The 24,148-nt window shown below is 69.5% G+C and carries 25 protein-coding genes and 2 pseudogenes; 18 read left to right on the top strand and 9 right to left on the bottom strand.

Features of this window, described 5'->3' with window-relative positions:
- Positions 1-85 precede the first annotated feature (85 nt).
- Entirely contained in the window at positions 86-952 is an 867-nt protein-coding gene (locus LRS10_RS19660) for an SMP-30/gluconolactonase/LRE family protein (RefSeq protein ID WP_257838713.1), read from the top strand.
- A gap of 9 nt (positions 953-961) precedes the next feature.
- On the opposite strand, the gene LRS10_RS19655 is transcribed toward LRS10_RS19660, so the two are convergent.
- Together LRS10_RS19655 and LRS10_RS19650 are read right to left on the bottom strand one after the other, a co-directional pair.
- Positions 962-1,270 (bottom strand): DUF190 domain-containing protein, encoded by a 309-nt coding sequence (locus LRS10_RS19655; RefSeq protein ID WP_257838712.1) that lies wholly within the window; start codon positions 1,268-1,270, stop codon positions 962-964.
- Between the two features lie 3 nt (positions 1,271-1,273).
- Complete coding sequence (locus tag LRS10_RS19650; RefSeq protein ID WP_257838711.1) at positions 1,274-2,248, bottom strand: sodium-dependent bicarbonate transport family permease; 975 nt, start codon at positions 2,246-2,248, stop codon at positions 1,274-1,276.
- Positions 2,249-2,390: 142 nt separating this feature from the next.
- Between LRS10_RS19650 and LRS10_RS19645 the strand changes: the two genes are divergently transcribed.
- The 5 genes from LRS10_RS19645 to LRS10_RS19625 are packed head-to-tail and all read left to right on the top strand — an operon-like array spanning position 2,391 to position 6,701.
- Positions 2,391-4,115 (top strand): IlvD/Edd family dehydratase, encoded by a 1,725-nt coding sequence (locus tag LRS10_RS19645; RefSeq protein ID WP_257838710.1) that lies wholly within the window; start codon positions 2,391-2,393, stop codon positions 4,113-4,115.
- A complete protein-coding gene (locus LRS10_RS19640; RefSeq protein ID WP_257838709.1) occupies positions 4,116-4,868 on the top strand; it encodes an SDR family NAD(P)-dependent oxidoreductase in 753 nt (250 codons plus the stop codon). It begins immediately after the preceding gene.
- Positions 4,868-5,779, top strand: coding sequence for a 2-dehydro-3-deoxygalactonokinase (locus LRS10_RS19635; protein ID WP_257838708.1), 912 nt, complete (start codon positions 4,868-4,870; stop codon positions 5,777-5,779). The genes LRS10_RS19640 and LRS10_RS19635 overlap by 1 nt, the downstream gene beginning before the upstream one ends.
- Positions 5,776-6,399 carry a 2-dehydro-3-deoxy-6-phosphogalactonate aldolase gene (locus tag LRS10_RS19630; RefSeq protein ID WP_257838707.1) on the top strand — a complete coding sequence of 208 codons (624 nt, stop codon included), beginning with the start codon at positions 5,776-5,778 and terminating at the stop codon, positions 6,397-6,399. The genes LRS10_RS19635 and LRS10_RS19630 overlap by 4 nt, the downstream gene beginning before the upstream one ends.
- Positions 6,400-6,458: 59 nt before the next feature.
- Positions 6,459-6,701: a hypothetical protein gene (locus LRS10_RS19625; RefSeq protein WP_257838706.1), complete on the top strand. Its 243-nt coding sequence runs from the start codon at positions 6,459-6,461 to the stop codon at positions 6,699-6,701.
- Positions 6,702-6,711: 10 nt separating this feature from the next.
- On the opposite strand, the gene LRS10_RS19620 is transcribed toward LRS10_RS19625, so the two are convergent.
- A complete protein-coding gene (locus LRS10_RS19620) occupies positions 6,712-7,722 on the bottom strand; it encodes an NAD(P)-dependent oxidoreductase (protein ID WP_257838705.1) in 1,011 nt (336 codons plus the stop codon).
- The gene (locus LRS10_RS19615) at positions 7,617-8,963 is read right to left on the bottom strand and encodes a family 1 glycosylhydrolase (protein WP_257838704.1); all 1,347 of its coding nucleotides are present in this window, start codon (positions 8,961-8,963) and stop codon (positions 7,617-7,619) included. The genes LRS10_RS19620 and LRS10_RS19615 overlap by 106 nt, the downstream gene beginning before the upstream one ends.
- A 112-nt stretch (positions 8,964-9,075) precedes the next feature.
- On the opposite strand from LRS10_RS19615, the gene galE reads away from it, so the two are divergent.
- The 5 genes and pseudogenes from galE (at position 9,076) to LRS10_RS19595 (ending at position 14,824) form a co-directional block, all read left to right on the top strand.
- On the top strand, positions 9,076-10,122 hold the full coding sequence (gene galE / locus LRS10_RS19610; protein WP_257838703.1) for a UDP-glucose 4-epimerase GalE: 1,047 nt from the start codon (positions 9,076-9,078) through the stop codon (positions 10,120-10,122).
- 310 nt (positions 10,123-10,432) lie between these two features.
- Entirely contained in the window at positions 10,433-12,715 is a 2,283-nt protein-coding gene (gene glf, locus LRS10_RS19605; RefSeq protein ID WP_257838702.1) for a UDP-galactopyranose mutase, read from the top strand.
- 99 nt (positions 12,716-12,814) lie between these two features.
- Positions 12,815-13,192: pseudogene (locus LRS10_RS25345) on the top strand (hypothetical protein); the annotation flags it as partial.
- Positions 13,193-13,253: 61 nt separating this feature from the next.
- Positions 13,254-13,469 (top strand): hypothetical protein, encoded by a 216-nt coding sequence (locus LRS10_RS25340; RefSeq protein ID WP_374571082.1) that lies wholly within the window; start codon positions 13,254-13,256, stop codon positions 13,467-13,469.
- Positions 13,470-13,492: 23 nt separating this feature from the next.
- The gene (locus LRS10_RS19595) at positions 13,493-14,824 is read left to right on the top strand and encodes a M20/M25/M40 family metallo-hydrolase (RefSeq protein WP_257838701.1); all 1,332 of its coding nucleotides are present in this window, start codon (positions 13,493-13,495) and stop codon (positions 14,822-14,824) included.
- Here LRS10_RS19595 and LRS10_RS19590 read toward each other — a convergent pair.
- Complete coding sequence (locus tag LRS10_RS19590) at positions 14,821-16,455, bottom strand: AMP-binding protein (protein ID WP_257838700.1); 1,635 nt, start codon at positions 16,453-16,455, stop codon at positions 14,821-14,823. The genes LRS10_RS19595 and LRS10_RS19590 overlap by 4 nt on opposite strands.
- Before the next feature lie 137 nt (positions 16,456-16,592).
- Between LRS10_RS19590 and LRS10_RS19585 the strand changes: the two genes are divergently transcribed.
- The 7 genes and pseudogenes from LRS10_RS19585 to LRS10_RS19560 all read left to right on the top strand — a co-directional run bounded on the left by LRS10_RS19585 (position 16,593) and on the right by LRS10_RS19560 (position 20,321).
- On the top strand, positions 16,593-17,204 hold the full coding sequence (locus LRS10_RS19585; protein WP_257838699.1) for a TetR/AcrR family transcriptional regulator: 612 nt from the start codon (positions 16,593-16,595) through the stop codon (positions 17,202-17,204).
- Positions 17,201-17,656, top strand: a complete 456-nt coding sequence (locus tag LRS10_RS19580) for a PaaI family thioesterase (protein WP_257838698.1) — start codon at positions 17,201-17,203, stop codon at positions 17,654-17,656. Before LRS10_RS19585 ends, LRS10_RS19580 begins: the two co-directional genes overlap by 4 nt.
- 121 nt (positions 17,657-17,777) lie before the next feature.
- Positions 17,778-18,413 carry a dienelactone hydrolase family protein gene (locus tag LRS10_RS19575; protein WP_257838697.1) on the top strand — a complete coding sequence of 212 codons (636 nt, stop codon included), beginning with the start codon at positions 17,778-17,780 and terminating at the stop codon, positions 18,411-18,413.
- A gap of 61 nt (positions 18,414-18,474) precedes the next feature.
- Complete coding sequence (locus LRS10_RS19570; protein ID WP_257838696.1) at positions 18,475-18,972, top strand: hypothetical protein; 498 nt, start codon at positions 18,475-18,477, stop codon at positions 18,970-18,972.
- 120 nt (positions 18,973-19,092) lie between these two features.
- A pseudogene (locus LRS10_RS25335) lies at positions 19,093-19,191 on the top strand (hypothetical protein); the annotation flags it as partial.
- Positions 19,192-19,228: 37 nt separating this feature from the next.
- Complete coding sequence (locus LRS10_RS25330; protein ID WP_374571038.1) at positions 19,229-19,354, top strand: SWIB/MDM2 domain-containing protein; 126 nt, start codon at positions 19,229-19,231, stop codon at positions 19,352-19,354.
- Between the two features lie 214 nt (positions 19,355-19,568).
- The gene (locus LRS10_RS19560) at positions 19,569-20,321 is read left to right on the top strand and encodes a phosphocholine cytidylyltransferase family protein (RefSeq protein ID WP_257838694.1); all 753 of its coding nucleotides are present in this window, start codon (positions 19,569-19,571) and stop codon (positions 20,319-20,321) included.
- Here LRS10_RS19560 and LRS10_RS19555 read toward each other — a convergent pair.
- From LRS10_RS19555 to LRS10_RS19540, 4 genes are read right to left on the bottom strand one after another with little or no spacing between them, the layout of a single operon-like run.
- Complete coding sequence (locus LRS10_RS19555; protein WP_308237986.1) at positions 20,318-21,034, bottom strand: NTP transferase domain-containing protein; 717 nt, start codon at positions 21,032-21,034, stop codon at positions 20,318-20,320. The genes LRS10_RS19560 and LRS10_RS19555 overlap by 4 nt on opposite strands.
- A gap of 33 nt (positions 21,035-21,067) precedes the next feature.
- Positions 21,068-22,216 (bottom strand): dATP pyrophosphohydrolase, encoded by a 1,149-nt coding sequence (locus LRS10_RS19550; RefSeq protein ID WP_257838693.1) that lies wholly within the window; start codon positions 22,214-22,216, stop codon positions 21,068-21,070.
- Complete coding sequence (locus LRS10_RS19545) at positions 22,216-23,274, bottom strand: LptF/LptG family permease (protein ID WP_257838692.1); 1,059 nt, start codon at positions 23,272-23,274, stop codon at positions 22,216-22,218. The genes LRS10_RS19550 and LRS10_RS19545 overlap by 1 nt, the downstream gene beginning before the upstream one ends.
- Complete coding sequence (locus LRS10_RS19540) at positions 23,271-24,146, bottom strand: LptF/LptG family permease (protein ID WP_257838691.1); 876 nt, start codon at positions 24,144-24,146, stop codon at positions 23,271-23,273. Before LRS10_RS19540 ends, LRS10_RS19545 begins: the two co-directional genes overlap by 4 nt.
- Between the last annotated feature and the right edge of the window lie 2 nt (positions 24,147-24,148).

Genomic DNA, 24,148 nt, shown 5'->3' with positions numbered 1-24,148 from the left:
GCGGCGGTCAGGGTGTCGCAGGTTAGGCGCGACCGGTCCTGGAAGTGTCTCATGATTCCCAGTCCGTTCGTCGGGAGGTCATCTGGTGGAAGTTCGGTGCGTGGTGAATGCGGCAGACCGCCTCGGGGAGGGCCCTCTCTGGTCGGCGGCCGAGCGAAGGCTGTACTGGTTCGACATCAAGCATCCCCGCCTCGCCTGGTTCGAGCCGGCGACCGGCGACAGCGGAACCTTCGACCTGCCGATGCGGGCGAGCGCGGCGGTCCCGCGCGCGGCGGGCGGCCTGCTGATGGCCACGGAGAAGGGGCTCGCGATCGTGGATCCGCAGGCCGGCACGATCGCGGTGACGCAGCCCTATGAGCTGGGCGCGGGCTTCCGCACCAATGACGGCAAGGTCGACATGCAGGGCCGCTTCTGGTGGTCGACCATGGACGACGACGGCGGCAAACGACCGGGCAGCGTCTTCCGGACCGACCGCGACGGCAAGACGACGCGCGTGCTGACCGGCATTCACATCCCGAACACGGTGTCGTTCAGCCCGGACGGCTCTGTGCTCTACATGGCCGACTCCAAGCTGCAGACCCTGTTCGCCCACCAGACGGCGGATCTGTCGCAGGTGCGCGAGTTCGCCCACACGCGTGGGACCAACGCCTCGCCGGACGGCTCGGCGGTGGATGCGGAGGGACATCTCTGGAACGCTCAGTGGGGCGGCTGGCGGATCGTGCGTTACGCACCGGATGGGCGGGTGGACCGGGTCGTCCAGGTCCCCGTCGAGCAGCCGACCAGCTGCGCGTTCGGTGGTCCTGATCTCGGCACGCTCTATATCACCAGCGCCTGGGACGAGCTGTCGGACGAGGCGCGGGCCAAGCAGCCGCTGGCGGGCGGGCTTTTCGCGGTTGACACCCTCACGGCCTGGGGCGTGAAGGGGCTCCCGCTGCCGGTGTACGAGGGCTAGGGCGGGCGCCTAGAAGCGTTCGGGCCGCAGGACTTCCACGTCGCTCAGGAAGACGATCCCGGGATAGTCGGCGAAGAAGCTCGCCAGGCGATCCAGCGCCCGCTGCGCGACGTCGGAGGTCGCAACCGCCACGATCAGCCGCCGTTCCTGCCCCGGCGTGAAGTCGCCGCTGCTCCAGTCGCCATGGCTGCCGTGGCCCTCGATGCTGGGAAGCACGGTCCAGCCTCGGACTCCGGCCTCGTCGAGAAACTGTTCGACGCGCCGCAGTACGGTCGCCTCGATGATGATCTCAAGCTTCTTGCGTCCGGTGGTCTGCATGGGTCACCCGATCATCGCCTGGGCTGCGGCCGTGTACAGCGGGATGCCGACCACGAGGTTGAAGGGGAAAGTGATCGCCAGCGAGAGGGTCAGATAGACCCCCGGATCGGCGTCGGGCAATGCGATGCGCATCGCCGCGGGCACCGCGATGTAGGAGGCGCTGGCGGCGAGGATCGCCAGGACCGCAGCATCCGCAGCCCCAAGGCCCAGGGCCAGCGAGATGGCGAGGCCCAGCCCGCAAGACACCAGCGGCATCACGAGGGCGAAGGCGATGAGGGCCGGGGTCAGGCTGCGCGCCGCTTTCAGCCGCCGGGCCGCCACGAGCCCCATGTCCAGGAGGAACAAGACGAGCACGCCCTGGAAGACGGGGCCGACGAACACCTCGAGCTTGGCCATGCCGGCGGAGCCGCTGATCGCTCCGATCAGGAACGACCCGATCAGCACGACCACGGATCCGTTCAGCGCCACCTCGCGGATCAACTCGCCGCGCAGGCCCTGGCGACCGGCCGCGCCAGAGCCCGCCAGCAGGAGGGCCGAAAGGATGGCCGGGGTCTCCATCAGGGCGACGACGGCGACCATGTAGCCGCCGAACTGCAGGCCCGACGCCCGTAGGAACTCAGTTCCGGCGACGAAGGTGACGATGGAGACCGAACCATAGTGGGCCGCGGTCGCGGCGGCGGTAGCACGGTCCAGCGCGCTGATCGCCCGGAGCACAAAGAAGCCGAGGACCGGGATGCCGAAGCTGAGGGCGACGCCGGCGGTCGCTGCAGAAGCGAAGTCTTGCGACAGTCCTGCCTTGGACGCCTCGACGCCTCCTTTGAAGCCGATCGACAGCATCAGGACGAGGGCCAGCGTCTTGGCGGCGCTCTCTGGAACCGTCAGGTCGGAGCGCAGCCAGCCAGCCCCGAAACCGAGCAGGAAGAAGAGGACCGCGGGGGCCAGGAGGTTCGTGAGCGCCAATTGCAGCGAGTCGAGCACGCGCCCTCCAACTCCAGTCCGCACAAAGCGCCGCGCGATAGCACGACGATGGTATCTGCACCACGCGCGGTAGGCCTGAACCACGGCCGGGCTGGCGGGTTTAATCTCTGGGCATCTAGAGAGAAGGCGAGGGGTCGCGGGAATGGCGAAGAAGCCGCTGCGCAGCCAGAAGAGCTACGGCAAGCTCGACCGCGACGGGTTCATCCATCGCAGCTGGATCAAGGGGACGGGCTTGCCGGACCATGTGTTCGACGGGCGGCCGGTGATCGGCATCTGCAACACCTGGTCCGAGCTGGTGACCTGCCAGTTCCACCTGCGCGACCTGGCCGAGTACGTGAAACGCGGCGTTTGGGAAGCCGGCGGCGTCCCGATCGAGTTTCCGGCCATGAGCCTGCCTGAGACCCAGATGCGGCCGACAGCGATGCTGTTTCGGAACCTGCTGGCCATGGAAGTCGAGGAGAGCATCCGGGCCAATCCTATCGACGGCGTGGTCCTGCTGGGCGGTTGCGACAAGACGACGCCGGGGCAGCTGATGGGCGCGGCGTCTGTGGACCTGCCGACCATGGTGGTGAGCTCGGGCCCGATGCTGAACGGCAAGTGGCACGGCAAGGACATCGGGTCGGGCACCGACGTGTGGCGGTTCTCGGAGGCGGTGCGGGCCGGCGAGATGACGCTGAAGGACTTCCTGTCGGCCGAGAGCTCGATGAGCCGCAGCCACGGGGTCTGCAACACCATGGGCACGGCCTCGACCATGGCCAGCCTGATGGAGGCGTTGGGTGTCTGCCTGCCGAACAATGCGGCGCTGCCCGGCGTGGACAGCCGGCGCAAGACCCTGGCGCACCTGACCGGGAACCGCATCGTCCAGCTGGTGAAGGACGACGTGAAGCTGTCGCAGATCCTGACGCGCGAGGCCTTCGAGAACGCCATCCTGATGCACGCGGCGATCGGCGGCTCGACCAATGCGGTGGTGCACCTGCTGGCGCTGGCGGGCCGGGTCGGGATCGAGCTCACGCTCGAGGACTTCGACCGGCTGGGCCGCGAGGTCCCGCTGCTGGTCAACCTGATGCCGTCGGGCAAGTACCTGATGGAGGACTTCTGTTACGCCGGCGGCTGTCCGGCGGTGATGAAGGAGCTGGGGCCGCTGTTCCGCCGCGAGGCCATCACGGTGTCCGGCCACACCCAGGGCGAGATCGCCGACGCCGCGGAGGTGTGGAACCGTGAGGTGATCGGCACGGTGGAGCAGCCGGTCGGGCCGTCGTCGGGCGTCTGGGTGCTGCGCGGCAACCTCTGTCCAGACGGCGCGATCCTGAAGCCCAGCGCCGCGTCGCCCGAGCTCCTGACCCACCGCGGCCGGGCGGTGGTGTTCGAGGACATCGAGGACTACCACGCCCGCATCGATGCCCCGGACCTGGAGGTCGACGAAACCTCGATCCTGGTCCTGAAGGGCTGCGGGCCGAAGGGCTACCCGGGCATGCCGGAGGTGGGCAACATGGCCCTGCCGCCGAAGCTGCTGCAGAAGGGCGTGCGCGACATGGTGCGGATCTCCGACGCGCGGATGAGCGGCACGGCCTATGGCACGGTGATCCTGCACGTTTCGCCGGAAGCCGAGGCCGGCGGGCCGCTGGCGCTGGTCAGGACCGGTGACGAGATCGAGTTCGACGGGCCGAACCGCACCCTGAACCTGCTCGTCAGCGAGGCGGAGCTGGCGCAGCGCCGCCGCGAGTGGGAGGCGGGGCTGCAGCCTTCCCGGTTCGACCGCGGCTGGTACAGGCTCTACATCGACACCGTGCTGCAGGCGGACCGGGGCGCGGACCTGGATTTCCTGGTCGGCAAGTCGAGCGCCGAAGTCACCCGCGAGAGCCATTAGATGGGCGAGGCGACCTATCCTAGCCTGGACGGCCGGACCGTCTTCGTCACCGGGGGCGCATCCGGGATCGGCGCCTGCTTCGTGGAGCGCTTCCACGGCCAGGGGTGCAGAGTGGCCTTCGTGGACCTCCAGGAAGACGCGGGCTCCGCGTTGGCCGCGAAGCTGGGTGAGCGGACCTGGTTTCGACGCTGCGACGTGACCGACGCCGACGCTCTGCAGGCCGCCATCCAGGACGCGGCCGACGCCCTGGGGCCGATCACCGTGCTGATCAACAACGTCGCCAACGACACCCGGCACGAAGCCGCCGAGACCTCGATCGAGGCCTGGCGCAAGGGGCTGGCGGTCAACCTCGACCCGGCCTTTGCGGCGTCCGTGGCGGCCTATCCGATGATGAAGGCGGCCGGCGGCGGCGCCATCGTGAACGTGAGTTCGATCAATGCCTTGTGGGGGCCGGCTCACATGGCGACCTATGTGGCGGCCAAGGGCGCGATCAACTCGCTGTCCAAGGGACTGGCCCGCGAATGGGGCCCGGACAAGGTGCGGGTGAATGCCCTGTCCCCAGGCTGGGTGATCACCGAGCGGCAGCTGGAGCTCTGGCTGACGCCGGAGGCCGAGGCGGCTTGGCGCGAGCAGGTGGCCCTCAAGGAGCGGCTATATCCCGACGACATCGCCGATGCGGCCCTGTTTCTGGCCAGCGACAACGCCCGGATGATCACCGGCCAGAACCTGATCGTCGACGCGGGGCGGCTCTGATGGCCGCGGCGGTGCTCGCCTGCGATTGGGGCACGACGAACCTGCGCGCCTGGACGCTGGACGCCGCCGGCAAGGTGGTCGGCGACCGGGACTTCCCGGGTCTGGGCGTCTCGAAGCTGGATCCCGGGGAGGCGGAGGCGCGGTTCCGGGATGAGGTGCGGCCCGCGCTCGCGGCTGACGGGCTGCCGGCGATCCTGTGCGGCATGGTGGGCTCGAACCTTGGATGGACGCTGGCGCCCTATGCCGACGCGCCGGCTGGCCTGGACGACCTGGCGCAGCGCCTGAAGGCCGTGGAGGGACCCGATTGGATCCGCATCGTACCCGGCGTGCGCTGTGGCGGCTTCAACGGCCAGGGCGATGTGATGCGGGGCGAGGAGACGCAGGTCTTCGGCTGGCTGGCGGCCGATAGGGCCCGCTGCGAGGGGCGGCGGCTGGTCTGTCATCCGGGGACCCACGCCAAGTGGATGCTGGTGGAGGACGGGCGGCTCACGCGGTTCGTCACCGCCATGACCGGCGAGCTGTTCGCGGTGCTGAAGACCCACAGCGTGTTGAAGAGCGAGGCTCCGGCCGACGACATGGCGGCGTTCGACGCCGGGACGGCGGCGGCGGGCGAGGGGGACGGCCTGGCGGCGCGGCTGTTCACGGCGCGGGCTCGGGTGGTGGGCGAAGGCCGCCCGGCTGAGGAGACGCCGAGCTATCTCTCCGGCCTGCTCATCGGAGCCGAGGTTGCGAGCCTGCCGGGGCTGCTGGGATGCCGCGGAGACGAGCCTGTGTCTCTGCTGGGCGATCCGCAGCTGTGCGGCCTCTACGCGCGCGCCCTTGCGGCGCGTGGCGTGTCGGCCGATGTGCACGACGGCGAGGCCGCGGCGATCGCGGGTCTGTTCGCGCTGTATGAAAGGGCGAGACGATGAAGCTGGAGGCCGCCCTGGCCGAAGCGCCGGTGGTCGCGATCGTGCGCGGCGTGCGTCCCGATGAGATCCTGGACCATGCGCAGGCGCTGTTTGAGGCCGGCGTGCGGGGCGTGGAGGTGCCGCTCAACTCGCCGGAGCCGCTGGACAGCATCCGCGCGCTGGCGGAGACCTTCGCCGACCGGATGGCGGTCGGCGCAGGGACGGTGCTCACGCCCGAGCGGGTGGAAGCGGTGGCCGAGGCCGGCGGACGGATCATCGTCTCGCCCAACACCCAGCCTGAAGTGATCCGGCGGGCGGTCGAGCTGGGGCTGGACCCGGCGCCCGGGTTCGCCACGGCCACGGAGGCCTTCACGGCGATCGAAGCGGGCGCCCGGCACCTGAAGCTGTTCCCTGCGGTGACCTACGGCCCGGCGCATCTGAAGCAGCTGAAGGCCGTGTTGCCGGCCGACGTGACCGTCTGGGCGGTCGGCGGGGTGGGCCCGGACGGCATGGCCGACTGGTGGGCGGCGGGGGCGCGCGCCTTCGGCCTGGGCGGTGAGCTCTACAAGGCCGGGCAATCGCCCGCCGAAACGGCCGAGAAGGCGGCGCGGGTGATGGCGGCGGTGCGTCGTTTGGCCTGACCCGGGCTGAACGAAAGGCGGTCTGGGTGGTTATGCCGATAGTCGGTCAGGAGGCCATCATGCGACAGCTCGCCAAGTTCTCGATCTCGGTCCGCGAGGAGGATTTCGTCCTGCATCTGGAGGACGACGCCGGCGAGAAGATGGACTTCGCCGCCAGCCCCGAACAGCTGGACGCGGTGATCGACGCCCTCGACGAGCTTCTGTCCGAGGCCGAGGAGGATGTCTTCGAGGTCGAAGGCGAGCACGACGAGGACGACGAGGACGACGAGGAGGTCGAGGAGGTCTCCTCCACCCGGAACTAGCGCATTTGCCTCAGGACAGCCGCGGGGGCCGCCGTTCGCGCGGCTCTGCCGGCATGAGGTCCGCGAGGGCTTCCGCCTCGGGCGCGAACTCCGCTTCGCGGACGAGGGCCGCGTGGCGAGCGATGGCGTTCTCGAGCGCCGGCATCACCCGGCCGCGTTCGGTGGCGAGCGGAACGTGCGCGGGTCGGGCCGCGGGCCAGCCGAAGCTCGCGCCAGGCACGCCAACGACCAGGTCCTCGTCGAGTCCGAGTGCGCGGGCCACCATCCGGGCGAACTCGGCCCAGCTGGCCTGGCCGTGGCTGGCGAGGTGGCGAAGGCCCGTTTCGCCATCCAGCAGGAGGTCGAGGCTGGCGTCCACCAGGTCGGGGACGTAGGTCGGCGAAACCACGAGATCCTCGGCGGCGTGAAGACGCTCGCCGGCGAGCAGCGTGCGCCGGACGTGGTGGGCGAAGTTGTAGGGATCGAAGGGCGAGAAGAACGCCGCGGTCCGGATCATGAGGGCCTGCGGATTGGCGCCCAGCACCCCGGCCTCGGCCAGCGCCTTGCTTTCGCCGTAGGCGTTGAGCGGTGCGACCGGATCGCTTTCGACGTAAGGACGGCCGGCGCCCCCGTCGAAGACGAGGTCGCTGGAATAGCCGATCACCGGCAGGCTGCGTGCGGCGCAGGCCTCGGCCAGGCGCACCGCGCCCTCGGCATTGGCGGCCAGGCACGGCTCGCGCGCGCTCTCCGCATCGTCCACGCGCACCCAGCCGGCGGCGTTGACCACGGCCCAGGGCTGAAGACCGTCGAGCGCGCCGGCGATGGAGGCGGGATCCGTCAGATCGAGCTCGGCCCGCGACGTGAGCCGATAAGCAAGGCCGCGCCATTCGCAGGCCCGGGCCAGGGCCTTGCCCAGGGTGCCGGTGGCGCCGGCGATCAGCAGCGGTCGGCCCCCCCTTCGGCGCGCCAGGCCGATCGGGGCTCCGGCGTCTCCACCTGGCGGAAGACAGGACGGAACTCGAGGCGGATGTCGCGCCGCCACCAGCCGGGCCCCAGCGTCCCCGGGTGGGGCTCTCCGCCATGCGCCAGCCGCTTGAGCTCGCGGACCAAGGCCGTCGGACGCGGCGTCTCGGGGCGCACGTCGAAAACGCCGACCTCGTAGTGGCCGTTGTTCTGGGTGAGCAGGCTGTTCCAGTCGTAGGCGCCGAGCAGCGCCCAGGCGGTCACGGCCCGGATCTCGACGCCGCGCCCGTGGAGGCGCTGGGCGGTGTCCCAGGCCTCGCGGATCCACCGGACCTGCTCCTCCCGGGTGCAGCCGTTGTGACTCTCGGTGACGGCCAGCGGCAGCCCGTAACGGGCCCAGGCCTCTTCGAGCACGCTCTCCAGTCCGCCTGGGGCGGGAAGCGCGACGCGGATCGCCTCGACATCGGCGTAGGCGACCTCGCCATTGCCGCCGTGGCGCTCGGGCGGATAGGCGTCGAGGCGGTGGTCGAGGAAGCGCTCACTGGTCAGGTAGTGGTTCACCCCCACGACATCGGGCGGGCAGGGGTCGTCGGCGATCGCCCGCAGCCGGTCGCCGAAGCCGCAGGCGGCCATGCGCTCGAACATGGGATGGTCCGGCGTCACCCGGCCCGTGAGCAGGTCCCAGGTGAGCCAACGCCGGTGGTTCTCGAACTCGGCCTGTCCGGCGAGCGGGCGCGTGGCGTAGGTGCGGCCGAGGTCCTCGGTCTGGATCAGACGCGCGCGCGGGTTCACGGCGCGGATCTCCCGCATGGCCATGCGCGTCCCGTCGATCTGGTTGAGCAGGGCGGCCCAGAAGAAGGGTTCGTCGCTGAGGTGCGGGTGCCAGAGGCCGTAGAGAGCCGAGAAGCGCGCGGTGGTGAGCGGCTCGTTGATCGGCGTCCACGCCTCGACCCACGGATAGCGCTCGGCCGCAGCGCGAGCATAGTCGGCGAAGAGGCGGCAGAAGCCGTCGTCTACGAGGCTGGTGTAGCGGGGACCCGAGCCGTGGTGCAGCAGGCCCACGATCGGCCGCATGCCCAGCTGCCGGATGCGGCCGAGCCGCTCGTCGGTCCAACGCCAGTCGCGGCTCTGCGGGACGTCGGGCGCCACCCGCTCCCACAGCACCGGATAGCGGAGCGCCTTCAGGCCAAGGTCCGCGAACCGGTCGAGATCGTCGAGCCTGTGGTGGTGGCCGGAGCGGACCGTCTGGTCATGGAATTGCGGCCCCACGCGGTTGACGGTGCATTCGTGCCCGCCCCACAGCTCGACTGTAGTTCGCATAGACCCTGGCTTTCCCGTCCATCCCGCGGCTTTAAGCCGTCGCTCTCCGGTTTCGTTCCCAAACTTGGCTTTAGTGCTGGAACTCGAGTGGAAGGCAGGGGATTAAACGCGCATGGATCGGGGATCGAAGCCCGCCGTCCTCGTGACGGGCGGAGCCGGCTACATCGGCGCACATACGGCGAAGGCTCTGAGCGAGCGGGGGTTCTTCCCCGTCGTCTTCGACAGCTTGAGTTCGGGGTTCCGGGAGGCGGTTCGCTGGGGCGCCTTCGTCGACGGCGACATTCGCGACGCGCGGGCGGTCGCCGACGCGCTCGACGAATACGGCGCCAGGTCGGTGATCCACTTCGCCGGTCTGATCGAGGTGGGGCGTTCGGTCGCCCAGCCGGATCTGTTCTGGGAGATCAATGTCGCCGGCACCACGAGCCTGCTGACCGCCATGCGCGAGCGCGGCGTGGAGCGGATGGTGTTCTCGTCCAGCGCCGCCGTGTACGGCCAGGGCGGCCGAGGTCCCCTGGAGACCATCCCCGAAGACGCCGTGAAGGCGCCGTCCAGCCCCTATGGCGACACCAAGCTCGCCTGCGAATGGATGATCCAGGCCCAGTGCAAGGCCTACGGGCTGAGCGCCGTGGCCTTGCGCTACTTCAACGCCGCCGGCGCTGATCCGTCGGGCCTCATCGGGGAGGCGCATGAGCCGGAAACGCACCTGATCCCGCTGGCCATCGCCGCGGCCTTGGGAGACGGCAAGCCGTTGACGGTGTTCGGCGATGACTTCGATACGCCGGACGGCACCTGCCTGCGCGACTACATCCATGTGAACGACCTCGCCGCCGCGCACGTGGCGGCCCTGGAGGTCGAGCTCGCAGCCGGCGCCTATGAGGCGGTGAACGTGGGCACGGGCAAGGGCGCTTCGGTGCGGGAGGTGGTCGAGGCCGTCGCCCGCGCCACAGGTCGCCCGGTGCCGCATAGCGTCGGCGCCCGCCGCGCGGGGGACCCGCCGAGCCTGGTCGCCGACCCCACGCGCGCGAGAGACCTGCTGGGATGGGAGCCGAACTGCTCGGGCCTTGACCGGATCGTCGCGGACGCGCTGCGCTGGGAGGCTCAGCCGGCGTATGGATCGGGACGTCGGGCGACCAGCCGAAAGATCGAAACCGCCAACTAAACAGTCGTGATCCCGACATAAGCTGATCTAAGGACTGAAGTTCGGCCGATTATCTTTTGATTACTGGCGTGAATTCTGCGGCTCGAAGCATAGCTGTGGAACGATCTGCGGCTAGCGGCGTTTTACCCCCGGGCTTCGTGTGTCTGTTTTCATTCCAGGGGATCGCGTCTTGAACACTCCGTGGGTTCCGAGCGCCGTTGGCGCTGCGCCGCTTCCGCCGCATGTGGGGGGGCGTTCCCACCCTCGAGAAACGCTAATCTGCTTTTCGCATCTGCGCTGGGACTTCGTGTTCCAGCGGCCGCAGCATCTGATGACCCGCTTCGCCCAGACCCGGAAGGTGGTCTTCTGGGAGGAGCCCATGCCCGCCCCGGCGGGTTCCCCGCCCACGCTCAGCAGCAAGGTTTGTCCCGACAGCGGCGTGATCGTCGCCACGCCGCAATTGCCGGAAGGCATGGATGGGGAAGCCCGCGAGGCGGCCCTGAAGGGCCTGCTGGACGCGATGCTGGCCGGCGTCGAAGGAACGCTCCTGCGGTGGTACTACACGCCGATGATGCTGCCGTTTTCGCGGCATCTGGCCGCCGCCTGCACGGTCTATGACTGCATGGACGAGCTGGCGAACTTCAAGTTCGCGCCCCCCGAGCTGACGATCCTCGAGCGCGAGCTGTTCGATCTCGCCGACGTCGTCTTCACCGGCGGGTACAGCCTGTGGGAGGCCAAGCGCGATCGCCATCCGAACGTGCACCCGTTCCCGTCCAGCGTGGATCGGGCGCATTTCGCCAAGGCGCGCCTCGTGCGCGAGGAGCCCCAGGACCAGGCGAGCCTGCCGTGGCCCAGGCTCGGCTTCTACGGCGTGGTCGACGAGCGGATGGATCTCGATCTGCTGGCGGCGCTCGCCGACGCGCGGCCCGAGTGGAGCCTGGTGATCCTCGGCCCGGTCGTGAAGATCGACCCGGAGACCCTGCCGAAGCGGCCGAACCTGCACTACCTCGGCGGCAAGACCTACGACGAGCTGCCTCGGTACCTGGGCGGCTGGAACGTCGCCTTGATGCCGTTCGCGATCAACGAGTCGACCCGGTTCATCAGCCCGACTAAGACGCCGGAATACCTGTCGGGCGGTCGCCCCGTCGTCTCGACGCCGATCGTCGACGTCGTGCGCCACTATGGCGACCTTGAGGCGGTGAAGGTCGCGGAGGACGCCCCGTCGTTCATCGAGGCCTGCGACAAGGCGCTGGCGCTGTCGCGGCTCAAGGGTGACTGGCTCAAGGCCGTCGACAGCAAGCTTTCGACCCTGTCGTGGGACGAGACCTTCACCCGCATGAACCTGGAGATCAGTCGCGTACTGCTTGCCCGCGAGCAGGCGCGCAACGAGGCGATGTCGCAAGGCGCCGGCTCCTCGACCCTGGCTGCGCCCGCCATCCGGCCCGCCGGCCGCAACAAGCCTTTCGACTATCTGATCGTGGGCGCGGGCTTTGCCGGCTCGGTGCTCGCCGAGCGCCTGACCAGCCAGCTGGGCAAGCGCGTCCTGCTGGTCGACCGCCGGCCGCACGTGGGCGGCAACGCCTATGACGAGAAGGACGCCGGCGGCGTGCTGATGCACAAGTACGGCCCGCACATCTTCCACACCAACTCGGAAGAGGTGTTCCGCTACCTGTCGCAGTTCACCAGGTGGCGGCCGTACGAGCACCGGGTGCTGGCTTGCGTGAGGGGCGGGCTGCACGTGCCGATGCCCATCAACCGCACCACGCTGAACATGCTGTACGGCGTCAACCTGCAGACCGAGGCCGACGCCGAGGCCTTCCTGGCCAGCCGTGCGGAGCCGGTGGAGAAGATCCGCACGTCCGAGGACGTGGTGATCAGCCAGGTCGGCCGCGAACTCTACGAGATGTTCTTCCGCGGCTACACCCGCAAGCAGTGGGGCATGGACCCGTCCGAGCTGGACAAGGCGGTGACGGCCCGGGTGCCGACGCGGACCAACACCGACGACCGCTACTTCACCGACAAGTTCCAGGCCATGCCGCTCGACGGCTACACGCGCATGTTCGAGAACATGGTCGACCAGAAGGGCGTCACGCTGCAGCTCGGCGTCGAGTACGAGGACGTGCGCGACGAGGCCGACTTCGACCGGCTGATCTTCACCGGCCCGATCGATGAGTACTTCGACCACCGCTACGGCAAGCTTCCGTACCGGAGCCTGCGCTTCCAGCACGAAACCCTGGACCAGCCGTGGTTCCAGCCGGTGGCGGTGGTCAACTATCCGAACGAGGAGACGCCCTACACCCGCGTCAGCGAGTACAAGCACATGACCGGGCAGCAGTGCGACAAGACCACGATCACCTACGAGCACCCGAGCGCCGAAGGCGACCCCTACTATCCGGTGCCGCGTCCTGAGAACCAGGCGCTGTACAAGAAGTACGAGGCGCTGGCGCTGGAGACGCCCGAGGTCCACTTCGTGGGGCGGCTGGCCACCTACCGCTACTACAACATGGACCAGGTCACCGGGCAGGCGCTCGCCACCTTCCGCCGCATCGCCGAACGCGAGGGCCGGACGGTCATCCAGGCCCAGACGGCGGCCCAGGCGATCGCCGCCAACTGATCGCCGATCAGGCAGAACGCGAACAGCCCCGGAACGAGGTTTCGGGGCTGCTTGCATTCAGCTCTACAATCCCCCAGGGTCCGCCCAACAGGGGGCGCGATGAGTCACGATCCGGAGCACGCCAGGAAACTGGCCCAGAACCTGGTTGAGCTGCTGGCGCCCTATGAGGAGGAACTGATCGCCCTCGAGGGGGCGAACCCGGCCGTCAGCGCCCTCCGGCGCGCGCTGGGCATCGTGATCGCCGAGGCGTGCTACTGCATCTCGGACCAGAAATCGCCGCAGGCGGATTGGGCGCCCCCGCGGATGACCAGCCCAGCCGAGCGCGCTAGCGCACGACTGCAAGTTAGAGGTTCCGGAACGTTCATGGCCAGCAAACCCGACGCTGTCGCCGATCCCGTCGATATCGCCGTCGGCGCGCGCATCCGGCTCCTCCGGAAGCTGAAGGGTCTGTCGCAGCAAGCTCTGGCGGAAGCTGCGGGCGTGACCTTCCAGCAGATCCAGAAGTACGAGCGCGGGCGCCAACCGGGTGAGCGCGTCCATGCTGGCGCGCATCGCCAAGACGCTGAACGTGCCCGTGTCGGAGATGTTCGGCGAGGCGTCGCCCACCTCGAGCGCCGTGGACGAGGTGGCGGCGCTGCTGGCCGAGCCGGGGGCGCTGGAACTGCTCAAGGCCTTCGCCGACCTGCCCCGCGGGGTGTCCCGCTCGGCTCTTGTCGAATTCGTCCGCAGCCTGCGCAGCAATCAGCCGGGCTGACATTCCCCTCCGGGAGCTTATCGATGCCGATGTTCCGTTCCGCCCCACGGGTTCTCGTGGCTGGCGCCCTTTGCCTCGCCCTTGCGACGCCGGCGACCGCCGCGCCGCCCAGCCCGGCCGAGGCGAAGATGATCGCCGCGGTCGAGGCCGAGCGGGAGCGCCACATCGGCCTGCTCGAAGAGCTGGTGAAGGTGAACTCGGGCAGCATGAACCTGCAGGGCGTCGAGCAGGTCGGCCGGATGATGCGGGCGGAGTTGGAGCCCCTGGGCTTCGACGTCAGATGGATCCAGATGCAGAAGACCGGCAGGGCCGGGCACATCGTGGCCACGCACAAGGGGAATGGCCGCGGCAAGCGGATGCTGCTGATTGGCCACCTGGACACCGTGTTCGAACCCGACAGCCCGTTCCAGGCGTGGACCCGACGGGGCGACATCGCCGAAGGACCCGGCGTCGGCGACGACAAGGGCGGGATGGTGATCATCGTGGCGGCCCTGCGGGCGATGCAGGCGGCCGGGACGCTCAAGGCCGCCGACATCATCGTGGTGCTGACCGGTGACGAGGAGAAGCCGGGGTCGCCGATTGAGCTGGCCCGGGCCGACCTGATCGCCGCGGGCAAGGCCAGCGATGTGGCGCTCGACTTCGAAGGGCTTTCGCGGGCGGGCGGTCAGGACATCGGCTCGATCGCCCGCCGCTCATCGAATTCCTGGACGCTGAAGACCACGGCCAAGTCCGGCCACTCGTCGGGGGTCTGCATGGAAGGTCCCGGATGCGGCGCGGTCTACGAGATGACCCGCATCCTGGACGCGTTCCGGCGGGAGCTCCCCGAGCCGAACCTGACCTACAATGTGGGCGTCCTGGTGGGCGGGGCGCAGGCTTCGGTGGCGGCTGACGAGACCGGCGGCACGGCCAGCGGCAAGTCCAACATCATCCCCGCCGAGGCGGTCGCACTCGGCGACATCCGGACACTCTCGAACGAGCAGGAGGCGCGGGTGCGGGCCAAGATGCAGGCGATCGTCGACCGGCATCTGCCGAAGACCAACGCGACCTTGACGTTCTCGGAGACAGGCTATCCGGCCATGGCGCCGACGGCGGGCAACAGGGCGCTACTGGCGAAGTTGAATGCGGTCAACGAGACGCTGGGTCTGCCGCAGATGCCCGAGGGCGATCCAGCCAGCCGCGGCGCGGGCGACATCGCGTTCGTGTCGTTCATCGACGGGCTGGTGGGCCTGGGCACGGCGGGCGAGGGCAGCCATGCGCCGGGCGAGACCGTCGACCTGACGAGCCTGGAGGTTCAGGCCAAGCGCGCGGCGCTGCTGATGACGCGGCTCAGCCAGGAGCCGCGGGGCAAACGCTAGGCGGGCTGCCCCAGCGCCGCCAGCGCGCGGTCCTTGATGGCCTTGTAGTCAACCTTGCCGTTGGGGGCGCGGCCGATGGTGTCGACCATCACCAGTTCGCGCGGCGCCTTGTAGCCGGCGAGCTGGGCGCGGACGTGGGCCGACAGCTCAGCGAGGCCAAGGTCGGCGCCCGCTTCGGGCTCGACCACCGCGCAGATGCGCTCGCCGAAACGGGGATCGGGCACGCCCACGACCACGGCGTCGCGGACGTGAGCGTGGGTCTTCAGCGCTTCCTCGACTTCCTCGGGAAAGACCTTCTCGCCGCCGGTGTTGATGCAGACCGAGCCACGGCCGAGCAGCTTTAGCGAGCCATCGGCGTTCACCTCGGCCCAGTCGCCTGGGACGCTCCAGCGCTGGCCGTCCATAACCTTGAAGGTCTTCGCCGTCTTCTCCGGATCCTTGTAGTAGCCCTGGGGCAGGAAGCCGGAGACGGCGACCAGGCCGCGTTCGCCCGAACCTGGCTCGATGCGGCGGCCGTCTTCGCTGAAGACGGCGGTGTTCGGCCCGAGCATGAAGGCGGCGGTCGGCGCTTCCATCCCCGCCGCAGAGGCCGAGGCGCCGAGGCCGACGGCTTCGGACGAGCCGAAGCTGTCTGCGATCAGCGCCTGAGGCATATGGCCGAGCAGGCCGCGCTTGTTCTCCTGGCTCCACATCGAGCCCGACGAACTCATGGCGCGGACGCAGGCGAGGTCCCAGCGGCCGGGATTGGCGTCCAGCGCCTCCAGCATCGGCGTCGAGAAGGCGAGGGCGACGATGACCACATTGGTGGCGCGGAGACGCTCGACTTCGTTCCACAACTCGACGGCGTCGAACCTGCGCGACGGCAGGGTGCAGACCGTGCCGCCGATGTTCAGCGAGATGAAGGCCGAGAACTGACCGGTGCCGTGCATCAGCGGCGCGGCGGCGACGGTGATGGGGCGCAGGTGCTCAGGGCCGGCGATGCGCTCGATCAGTTCTGCGATCGAAGCGACCGGCGGAATGCCGAGCGTCGCGTTGCCGCCGGCGCCCAGCACCTGGAACAGGTCGTCCTGGCGCCACATCACGCCTTTGGGCATGCCGGTCGTGCCGCCGGTGTAGAGCAGCAGAAGGTCGTCGCCGGAGAGGCCCCATGCGCCGCGGACGGGCCGCACCTTCGGCGCCTTGGCGACCACCGCGTCGTAGTCGTCCGCCCAGTCGGGAATGCTGTGGCCTGGCTCGGCCACGGCGATCCAAACCTTCACCTTGGTCAGGCGCGCGCGGATCGGCTCGAGCACCTCGGCGAAGCCAGCGTGGAAGACCACGGCCTCGGCGTCGGCGTTGTCGAAGAGGTAGAACACCTCCTCAGGTCCGTAGCGGTAGTTTGTGTTCACGGGCGCGAAGCCGGCCTTGAACGCAGCGTAATAGGTCTCGAGAAATTCGGGGCCGTTGAAGAGGTAGGCGGCGACCTTGGCCTGATGGGTCAGGCCGCGGGCCAGCAGGTGGGCGGCCAGCGCGTCGGCGCGGGCGTCGAACTGGCCCCAGGAGATCTCGCGGCTCCCCTGGACGAGAGCTGACGTCTCGGGCTGAGCCTTCGCGACCGCCTCCCAGATCGGCGCAATCGTCCAACCGGCCATGACCACTCCTCCCGCAGGCTCTTGTTCTTGCGGGGGAAGTTGGCGGCCTCTCGTGGGGTCAAGTCAATGACCGGGGCGGAGACGCCCGTCGCGCTTGTGTTTCCTACGGCGGCTCATAATATGATCTTTATCATACAATGACGGGCTATGCCGTGCGTTACGCCGAGGGCCACAAGCAGGAGACGCGGAAGAGGGTGCTGAAGGCGGCGTCTGCCGCCGTGCGCGCCAAGGGGCCGGACGGCCTGGCCGTGGCCGAGGTGATGGCCGAGGCGGGGCTGACCCACGGTGGCTTCTACGCCCACTTCCCGAACAAGCAGGCGCTGATCGTCGCCGCAGTCGGCGAGGCCTTCGATGAAAGCCGCCGGCGGTTCGCACGCCTGACCGAGGGCCTGGACCGCGAGGCGGCGGTGGCCGCCTTCGTCGACGCCTACGTCTCGATGGCCCACCGGGGCCGCGTCGCGAACGGCTGCCCGGTCACGGCGCTGGCCAGCGAGCTGCCGCGGCAGCCGGCGGCGGTGCGAGAGGCGTTCGACGCGGGCGTTCGCGGGATGGTGACCCGGGTCGCGGCCTGGCTGCCGGAGAGCGAACCCGACCGTGAGGGCATGGCGGCCTCCATCGTCGCCGAAATGGCCGGCGCCGTGACGCTGTCGCGCGCGGTGGCCGATGACGCCCTGGCCGAGCGGCTGCTGGCGGACTGTCGCCGAAGCATCAAGGCCCGCATGAGGGCTCAGGAGGATCAATCGCGATGAACGCCGTGACCGACCTTTCTCAGATGACCGGCCTGCAGCAGCTGCAGGCGGCGTTCGATCCCGACCGACAGGACGGCTTCCGCGGCATCGGCAGGACGATGAATTTCCACGTGGTGGAGCTGGAGGAGGGGCGCGTCGTCTTCGGCGGTCATCCGGACGAGAGCGTCTACAATCCGATCGGCACCGTGCATGGCGGCTACGCGGCGACCCTGTTGGATTCGGCGGTCGGCTGCGCCGTGCATTCGAAGCTGAAGGCTGGGCAGGGTTATACGACCCTCGAGCTGAAGGTCGCTTACCACCGGCCTTTGACCAAGGACACCGGCCCCGTGCGGGCCGAGGGCGTGGTGATCCAGCTGGGCCGTCGCGCGGGCTTCGCCGAAGGCAAGCTGACCGATCTCGAAGGTCGCCTCTACGCCACGGCGACCTCGACGCTGCTGGTGTTCGACCGATGAGGACGGAGGCGCATCGCGCCCCAGGCTGAAACCAGGAATTCTGCGCGCGGCCGCAAACTTTCGGGTTATTCCTATAAGATCGCTAGGATTATGGTGGCGCCTGCTGGAAGCGAGGAGCGCCATGCCCGAAGCGTGGATCGAGATCGCCGCCGAAGACGGCCATGTCGACGCCTGGGCGGTGTGGCCGGAAGGGGAGGGGCGCCGACCGCCCGTTGTGGTGCTGGCCGACCGAACCGGACGGGCGGAAGCCGAGCGGATGGCAAGACGGCTGGCGGCCCATGGCTATTTCGTCTTGGCTCCCGACTGGGCGGCCCGCCCGGCGGACGAGCGCCGCGCCGACACCGAGGCCTGGCTGGATTGGCTGGCGGACGAGCGGCGGATAGATGACGCCCGCGTCGGCGTGGTCGGCTGGCGCCGTGGCGCGGACCTCGCGTTGAAGACGGCCGCGTGGCGAGCGGAGCGGGTGTCGGCGGCTGCGGCGCTGTTCGGCCGGGGCTTCGGCGCGGCGACGGCGGCCGAGCTGGCGCAGCGGCTCAACGCGCTCGTCCATCTCGGCTATGCGGTCGGGCGCCCAGCGGGGCCAGGCATGGCCGCGCTCGAGGCCGCCCTCTGCGCGGCCGACGTCAACTTCGAGACCGAAACCTATGGAGCCGGCGAAGAAGACCGGCTGCGAGGCCGCCTGTTGGACCTGTTCGATCGCACGCTGACGCCGCGGCTGCTGGGCGCGGGCGTCAACGCCGTCGCGTCGCCACCTTAGCGGGAACGGGCGCGCGGCCCAGGTGTTGGAAGTCCCGAAAAGCAACTCCGGGAGACGCGACATGGCCGTCCGGCCCTACAGCGACTTGGACAACAACGCATACGAGCGCGACAGCTACGCCCGTCAGGAGCCGGTGGAAACCGCCAGCGGCGGCGTGGGCGGGAAGATCTTCCTCTGGGTGGCCTGGGCGGCCGCCGCCGCATTCTGGGCGTTCTCGCTCACCACCGGCATCGGCATCCTGAACTCGACCCGCGGCGCGAACGGGCCCGGGCCCGGCGAGGTCGACGCCGGCGGCGTCGGCTGGGGCCTGATGAACGTTGTCGGCGTCACCATCCTGGGTCTGGCGATCGCGTACGGCGCCTTCCGCTACTTCACGCGCGACAAGCGGAACGACGCCCTCACCGAAGCCGCGACGCGGGCGGAGTACGACATGGTCGAGGCGGCCGGCGGCGACGACGACGTTCATCGCTCGCCCGAAGCCCGCGAGCCTTTCGAGCGCGACGCCGCCCGCGCCGCGCAAGCCGAGGATCCGTCCTTGACGACCGGGCCTCGGCCTTAAGGCGCGCTAACCACGCTTCGCTGTAGCGCGGCGCGTACGTCGCGTTAGGATACCTCCAAGCGACTCACTCGGCGCATCCCTCGCGCCGGGCAGTCGTGGACACTCTAGCTGGGGGAGCCCATGGCCACTGGAAAGAACACGAACGCGCTGCAAAAGCCGCTGACGCCCTCGTCGGAACTCGCGGCGGTGGTCGGCTCGGGGCAGCTGTCCCGCGGCGAGACCGTCTCGAAGATCTGGGACTACATCAAGAAGAACAATCTTCAGAACCCCCCAGAACAAGCGCGAAATCCTCGCCGACGCCAAGCTGAAGCCGATCTTCGACGGCAAGGACAAGGTGTCGATGTTCGAGATGAACAAGCACCTGGCGAAGCACCTGAAGTAGGCGCTGAACGGCCGCGGCGCGCCCGCGGCCAGCCAGACTTTAGAATGCCGAGAAACCTCGCGGGCTGCTCGCCCTGCGAGGTTTCTTCACATTTCGGGAATGCGCACTAGATAAGATGCTCGCCAAACGGGGGGGCGGGCGCGGCAATGCATCACGGCCGCGGGCGTGCGCCTCCGGTGTATCCAGGCCCGACCATTCGCCAGGGATCAAGCCCGTGACGTCGCCGAACAGAGCCATCATCCTGAGCGCCGGGCAGGGCAAGCGCCTGCTGCCGCTGACCGAAACCCGGCCGAAGTGCCTGGTGGAGCTTTCGGGAAAGACGTTGCTCGCCTGGCAGCTGCAGCGGCTGGAGGCGGCAGGCGTCGAAGAGGCGGTGATCGTCACCGGCTTCCGGGCCGACGCTGTCGAGGCGGAGATCGCGCGCCTGGCGCCGAAGATGCCGGTGCGGCTGGCCTTCAACCCATTCTATTCGGTAGCCGACAACCTCGCCTCGGTCTGGATCGTGCGCGAGCTGTTCGACCGCGAGGTGTTCCTGCTGAATGGCGACACGCTGCCTGGCCCAGGCATCGTCGAGCGCCTACAGGCGGCGGGTCCTGCGGAGATCACCGTGACCGTCGACCGCAAGCCGGGCTATGACGCCGACGACATGAAGGTGCTGACCGACCACGGCAAGCTGCTGGCGATCGGCAAGACCATCGAGGCCTACGACGCCGAGTCGATCGGCTTCCTGCGCCTTTCGCCCGTTGGCGCGGCCAAGTTCCGCGCGGCCGTGGAGCAGGCGCTGCAGCGGCCGGAAGGCCTGAAGCGGTGGTACCTCTCGGCGATCGACGAACTGGCCCGCAGCGGCGTCGACGTGCGGGTGCAGTCGATCGAGGGGTTGCAATGGGGCGAAATGGACTTCCCCGCCGACGTCGACAACCTGATGAAGCTGTCGGCCGGCTGGGTGAAGGAGGCGGTGACCGCCTAGCGGCCTCCCGTCAGCTCGCGGACGAGATCGAGATCCGCGGGCTTGTCCACATCGACAGCGGCCAGGCCATACGGGGTCGCGACCACGCGAGCCTCGACGCCGGCCAGCTCGCCCAGCCGCCTGGCCGCGCCGGAGAGGCTCAGGGCCCCGGTCACGTACTTCAGCAGCATCCCAAGGCCGAGGATCCGCGCCATCTTCCAGGGGCGCTTCCGTTCGGCCTCGAGCCGGCGCCAGAAGGCCACAGCGCCCAGCGCCTGCTCGCGGCCCAGCCAGAAGAGGTTGCAGCCCGACCACCAGCCGTCGGCCAGCTTGAGGTAGGTGCGCCTCGTCGTGGGCGCGGCGGCCTCGACGGCGGTCTTCGGCGCGACGAGGGCGGCGACGTCGGTTCCAGCCGGAATGTCGTCCAGGAAGCGCGTGACCCACTCCGGCTGCAGCAGGGCGTGGTCCGCGGTGGTGACCAGCAGCGGGAAGCCGAGCGCCTGGGCGCCTTCGAAGACGCTCTGGCTGGGCCCGGCGGCCGCGGGCAGGACCTCCAGGCCGAGGTCGCGCGCCAGGGCCGCCACGGCCGGGTGGTTGCACGAGACGCCGACGCGGGCGGCGCCGGCCTCGTGGAGCGCTTGCGCGACGCGCGCCAGCAGGGGCCGGCCCTCGAGTTCGATCAGCGCCTTGTGCGCCACCCCGGCATAGTCCGCGACCGGGTCTGCCCCCCCCACGCGAGCCGGCGAGCACGAGGGCCGAGAAGCCGGTCAAAGCGCCTTCTCGTATAGCCGATAGGTCTTGTAGATGCGCGCGCCGCCGGCCTCGCAGATGCGGCGCATCGGCGCGTTGTCCTCGAGGATCCACGACAGTTCGTAGCGCTTGTAGCCGAGCTTACGCGCCGCCAGGACGACGGCGTCGATCAGCTGGAAGGGCAGCAGCTGGCCCCGGTGGGTCGAGGCGAACTTCCGTTTCACGCCCATCAGCGGCACCCGGCCGGACTTCACGCGCCCGACCTTCAGCCGCCAGAGCAGCTTCGCCCAACCGAAGGGGACGAGCCTGCCCTTCAGGTCCGCGATGGCCTCGTTGACGTTGGGCAGCAGCACCATGAAGCCCGCGGGCTCGCCATCGATCTCCGCGAACCAGGTAAGGCGCGGATCGATGACCATCTTCAGCGCCGTGGCGAGCTGTTTGGTCTCCGCCTCGGTGGTGGGCGTGAAGCCCCAGTTGCCCGCCCAGGCGTCGTTGAGGATGTCCGTGAGCGTGCGGACCTCAGCCTCGAAGCGCTTCATGTCCAAGGTGCGCAGCACCACGCCATCGGCGGCAGGCTTGCGCACGCGGCGGAGGATCGCCGGTGGAAGGTCATGGTCGACGCTGCACTCGTAAGCGTAGATGTCCTTTGCCTTGGCGTAGCCCTGGCCCTCGATCCGGGCGCCGGTGAACGGCGCGTCGTGGCCCATCAGCACCATGGGCGGCGTGTCGTGCCCCTCGACCAGCAGGCCGACCTCCTCGTTGGTGGAGAGGTTGACCGGCCCAAGGGCCGCCTTGCAGCCGCGTTCGCGCAACCAGGCCTCGGCCGCGCCGAAGAGGGCGGCGAAGACCTCCGGATCGTCCTCGGCGGCGATCAGGCCGAAGTTGCCGTAGCCCTCCCCGGTCTGGGGATTGAGCTGGTCGATCTGGGCCGAGATGCGGCCTACGTCGCGGCCGTCCTTCACCGCCAGCCAGAACTGGACCTCGGCGTGCTGGAAGAAGGGGTTGGTCTTCGCCGAAAGCGCTTCGCGTCGCTCCAGCATGAGCGGGGCGATATAGTTCGGATCGTTCGCCTGCAGCCGCATGGGCACGCGGATGAAGCGCTCCAGCTCGGCGGGCGTCCTGACGGGCAGGAGGCGCACGCTGGAGGCTGGGTCGTCGTAGGCCATCAACCCTCCAGGTAGAGGAGGGCGGTGAGGCCGAGCGCCGAGAAGATCGCCGGGGCCGCCCAGGCCGCGAGGATCGCCGGCGCGGCGCCGTTCTCGCCCAGCGCCGTGAACGCGCCGTCGAAGACCAGGAACACGAGACCAGCGGCCATACACTGGACGATCAGGGTCGAGGCGCCGCCGCGGAAATTGGCCATGGCGGCCGGCGCGGCGAGCAGCAGCATGACGATGCAGGCGAACGGCGCGGCCCACGCCCGCTGCACCTGGGTGTCGTAGAACGTTCTCGGGCGCACCGAAACGCCACCCTGCAACGCACGCCGGGCCTCGGCCGCCGAGACGGTGGCGGCCCCGCTGCGCAGCGCCTGGACGTCGGCGGGTCTGATGTTCTGGGTCCAGGTCATCGATTGGGCCGCGCCCGAACTCACGCCCTCGGGCGAGACCGCTTCAAAGCGCGGCGCCACAAGACGCCACGCGCCCTGGTCGTAGACGGCCGCTTCGGCCGTCGTCCGCTGGACCAGGCGGCCGGTGGCGTCGCGCCGGTAGATCGTCAGCCCGTCGAGTCGCCGGGCATCCTCGGAGGGACGGCCCACGACGATCTCGTCGCCCACCCGGAACGTCATCTGGTCCTGCGGTTTCGCCGCCTCCTCCTGGGGCGCTGTGGACTGCCACCAGTCGGCGAGCCTGGCGTCGGCGCGCGGCGCGATCACCATGCCGTTCAGCAGCTGGACCGCAGCCAGCAGGGCGGCGGCCGGTAGCGCCAGCGCCGTGATGCGATAGGCCGAGATGCCGGTCGAGCGCATGGCGGTCACCGCGCTCTCGCCCGCCAGCTTTGCGAAGGCGAAGAGGGCGCCGGCCAGCACCGCCAGCGGCGCGGCCTGCTCGATCAGTCGCGGAAGCCTGAGGAGGCCGTAGTAGAAGACGCCGCCCGCGCCCAGTCCGCGGTCGAGGATTTCCGTCGTGACGTCGAGCAGGTCGAGGATCTGCAGGACCCCCACCAGCACCGCCAGCGCCGCGAGGATGCGGCCGGCCGTCAGCATGAACAGATAACGGGCGAGCCTCATGCGGCGGCGCCTTCAGCCGGTCGCCGCCGCCGGATCCGCGTGCGGATGCGGGCGGCGAGGACGGAGAGGCGCTCCATCAGCCGCCCGATCGGGGTTTCGCCTGGGCGTTTGCGGCTGGTCAGGAAGACCGTCAGGCAGATGGCCGCGAAGACGCCGAAAGGCAGGCCGACACTGAGCTCGGCCGGCGCGCGGCCAGTCTCTGCGAACCCCTGGCCCAGCTGGATCAGGTGATGGAAGGCGAGCAGCAGGATGCCGCCGACGATGACGCCGGGGGCCCGGCCGCTGCGCTTCGCCGACAGACCCAGCGGAACGGCGAGCAGCGGCAGCAGCGGCAGGGCGAGCGCCCGGGCGAGGCGGCCGTAGAGCTCGGCCAGCAGGGTCTCCTTCGGAATGACCGAATGTGGGTCCTTCGCCTTGGCGGCCAGTTCGAACAGGTTGAGCTCCCGCTCGTCGCCGCCGCGGGCGCGCAGGAGCCGCGCCGGGCCGCTGAGCGGCAGCTGCATCGTGAAATCCTGGAAGCTCAACAGTTCCGGCTCGCCGCGCGCGTTGAACCGCAGCTGCTGCCCGTCCTTGAGCGCCAGCGTCACGTTCTGGCCATCGGCGGTGCGGCGCAGCTCGGCCATGCCGGCGGTGGTGACCTCCTCGCGGCCGTTCTCGTCGATGCGGCGGATGAACACCCTGCTGAGCCGCTGACCGGCCGCGTCGGCCTGGTCCGTGGTCATGGTCAGCTTGTCGTTCGGTTCGATGATCGTCCCCTCGGGGACGACGCCGCTCCAGCCGGCGTTCTGGGCGGCGTGCAGCACGGCGCGGTAGGCGTAGCGGCTGTAGGGTTGCAGGACGCCGAAGACGATCAGGGTGAGGAAGCTGAGCACGC

The sequence above is a fragment of the Phenylobacterium sp. J426 genome (assembly GCF_024699945.1).
Taxonomy (GTDB): Bacteria; Pseudomonadota; Alphaproteobacteria; order Caulobacterales; family Caulobacteraceae; genus Phenylobacterium.
This window is presented reverse-complemented; position numbering and strand designations above follow the sequence as displayed.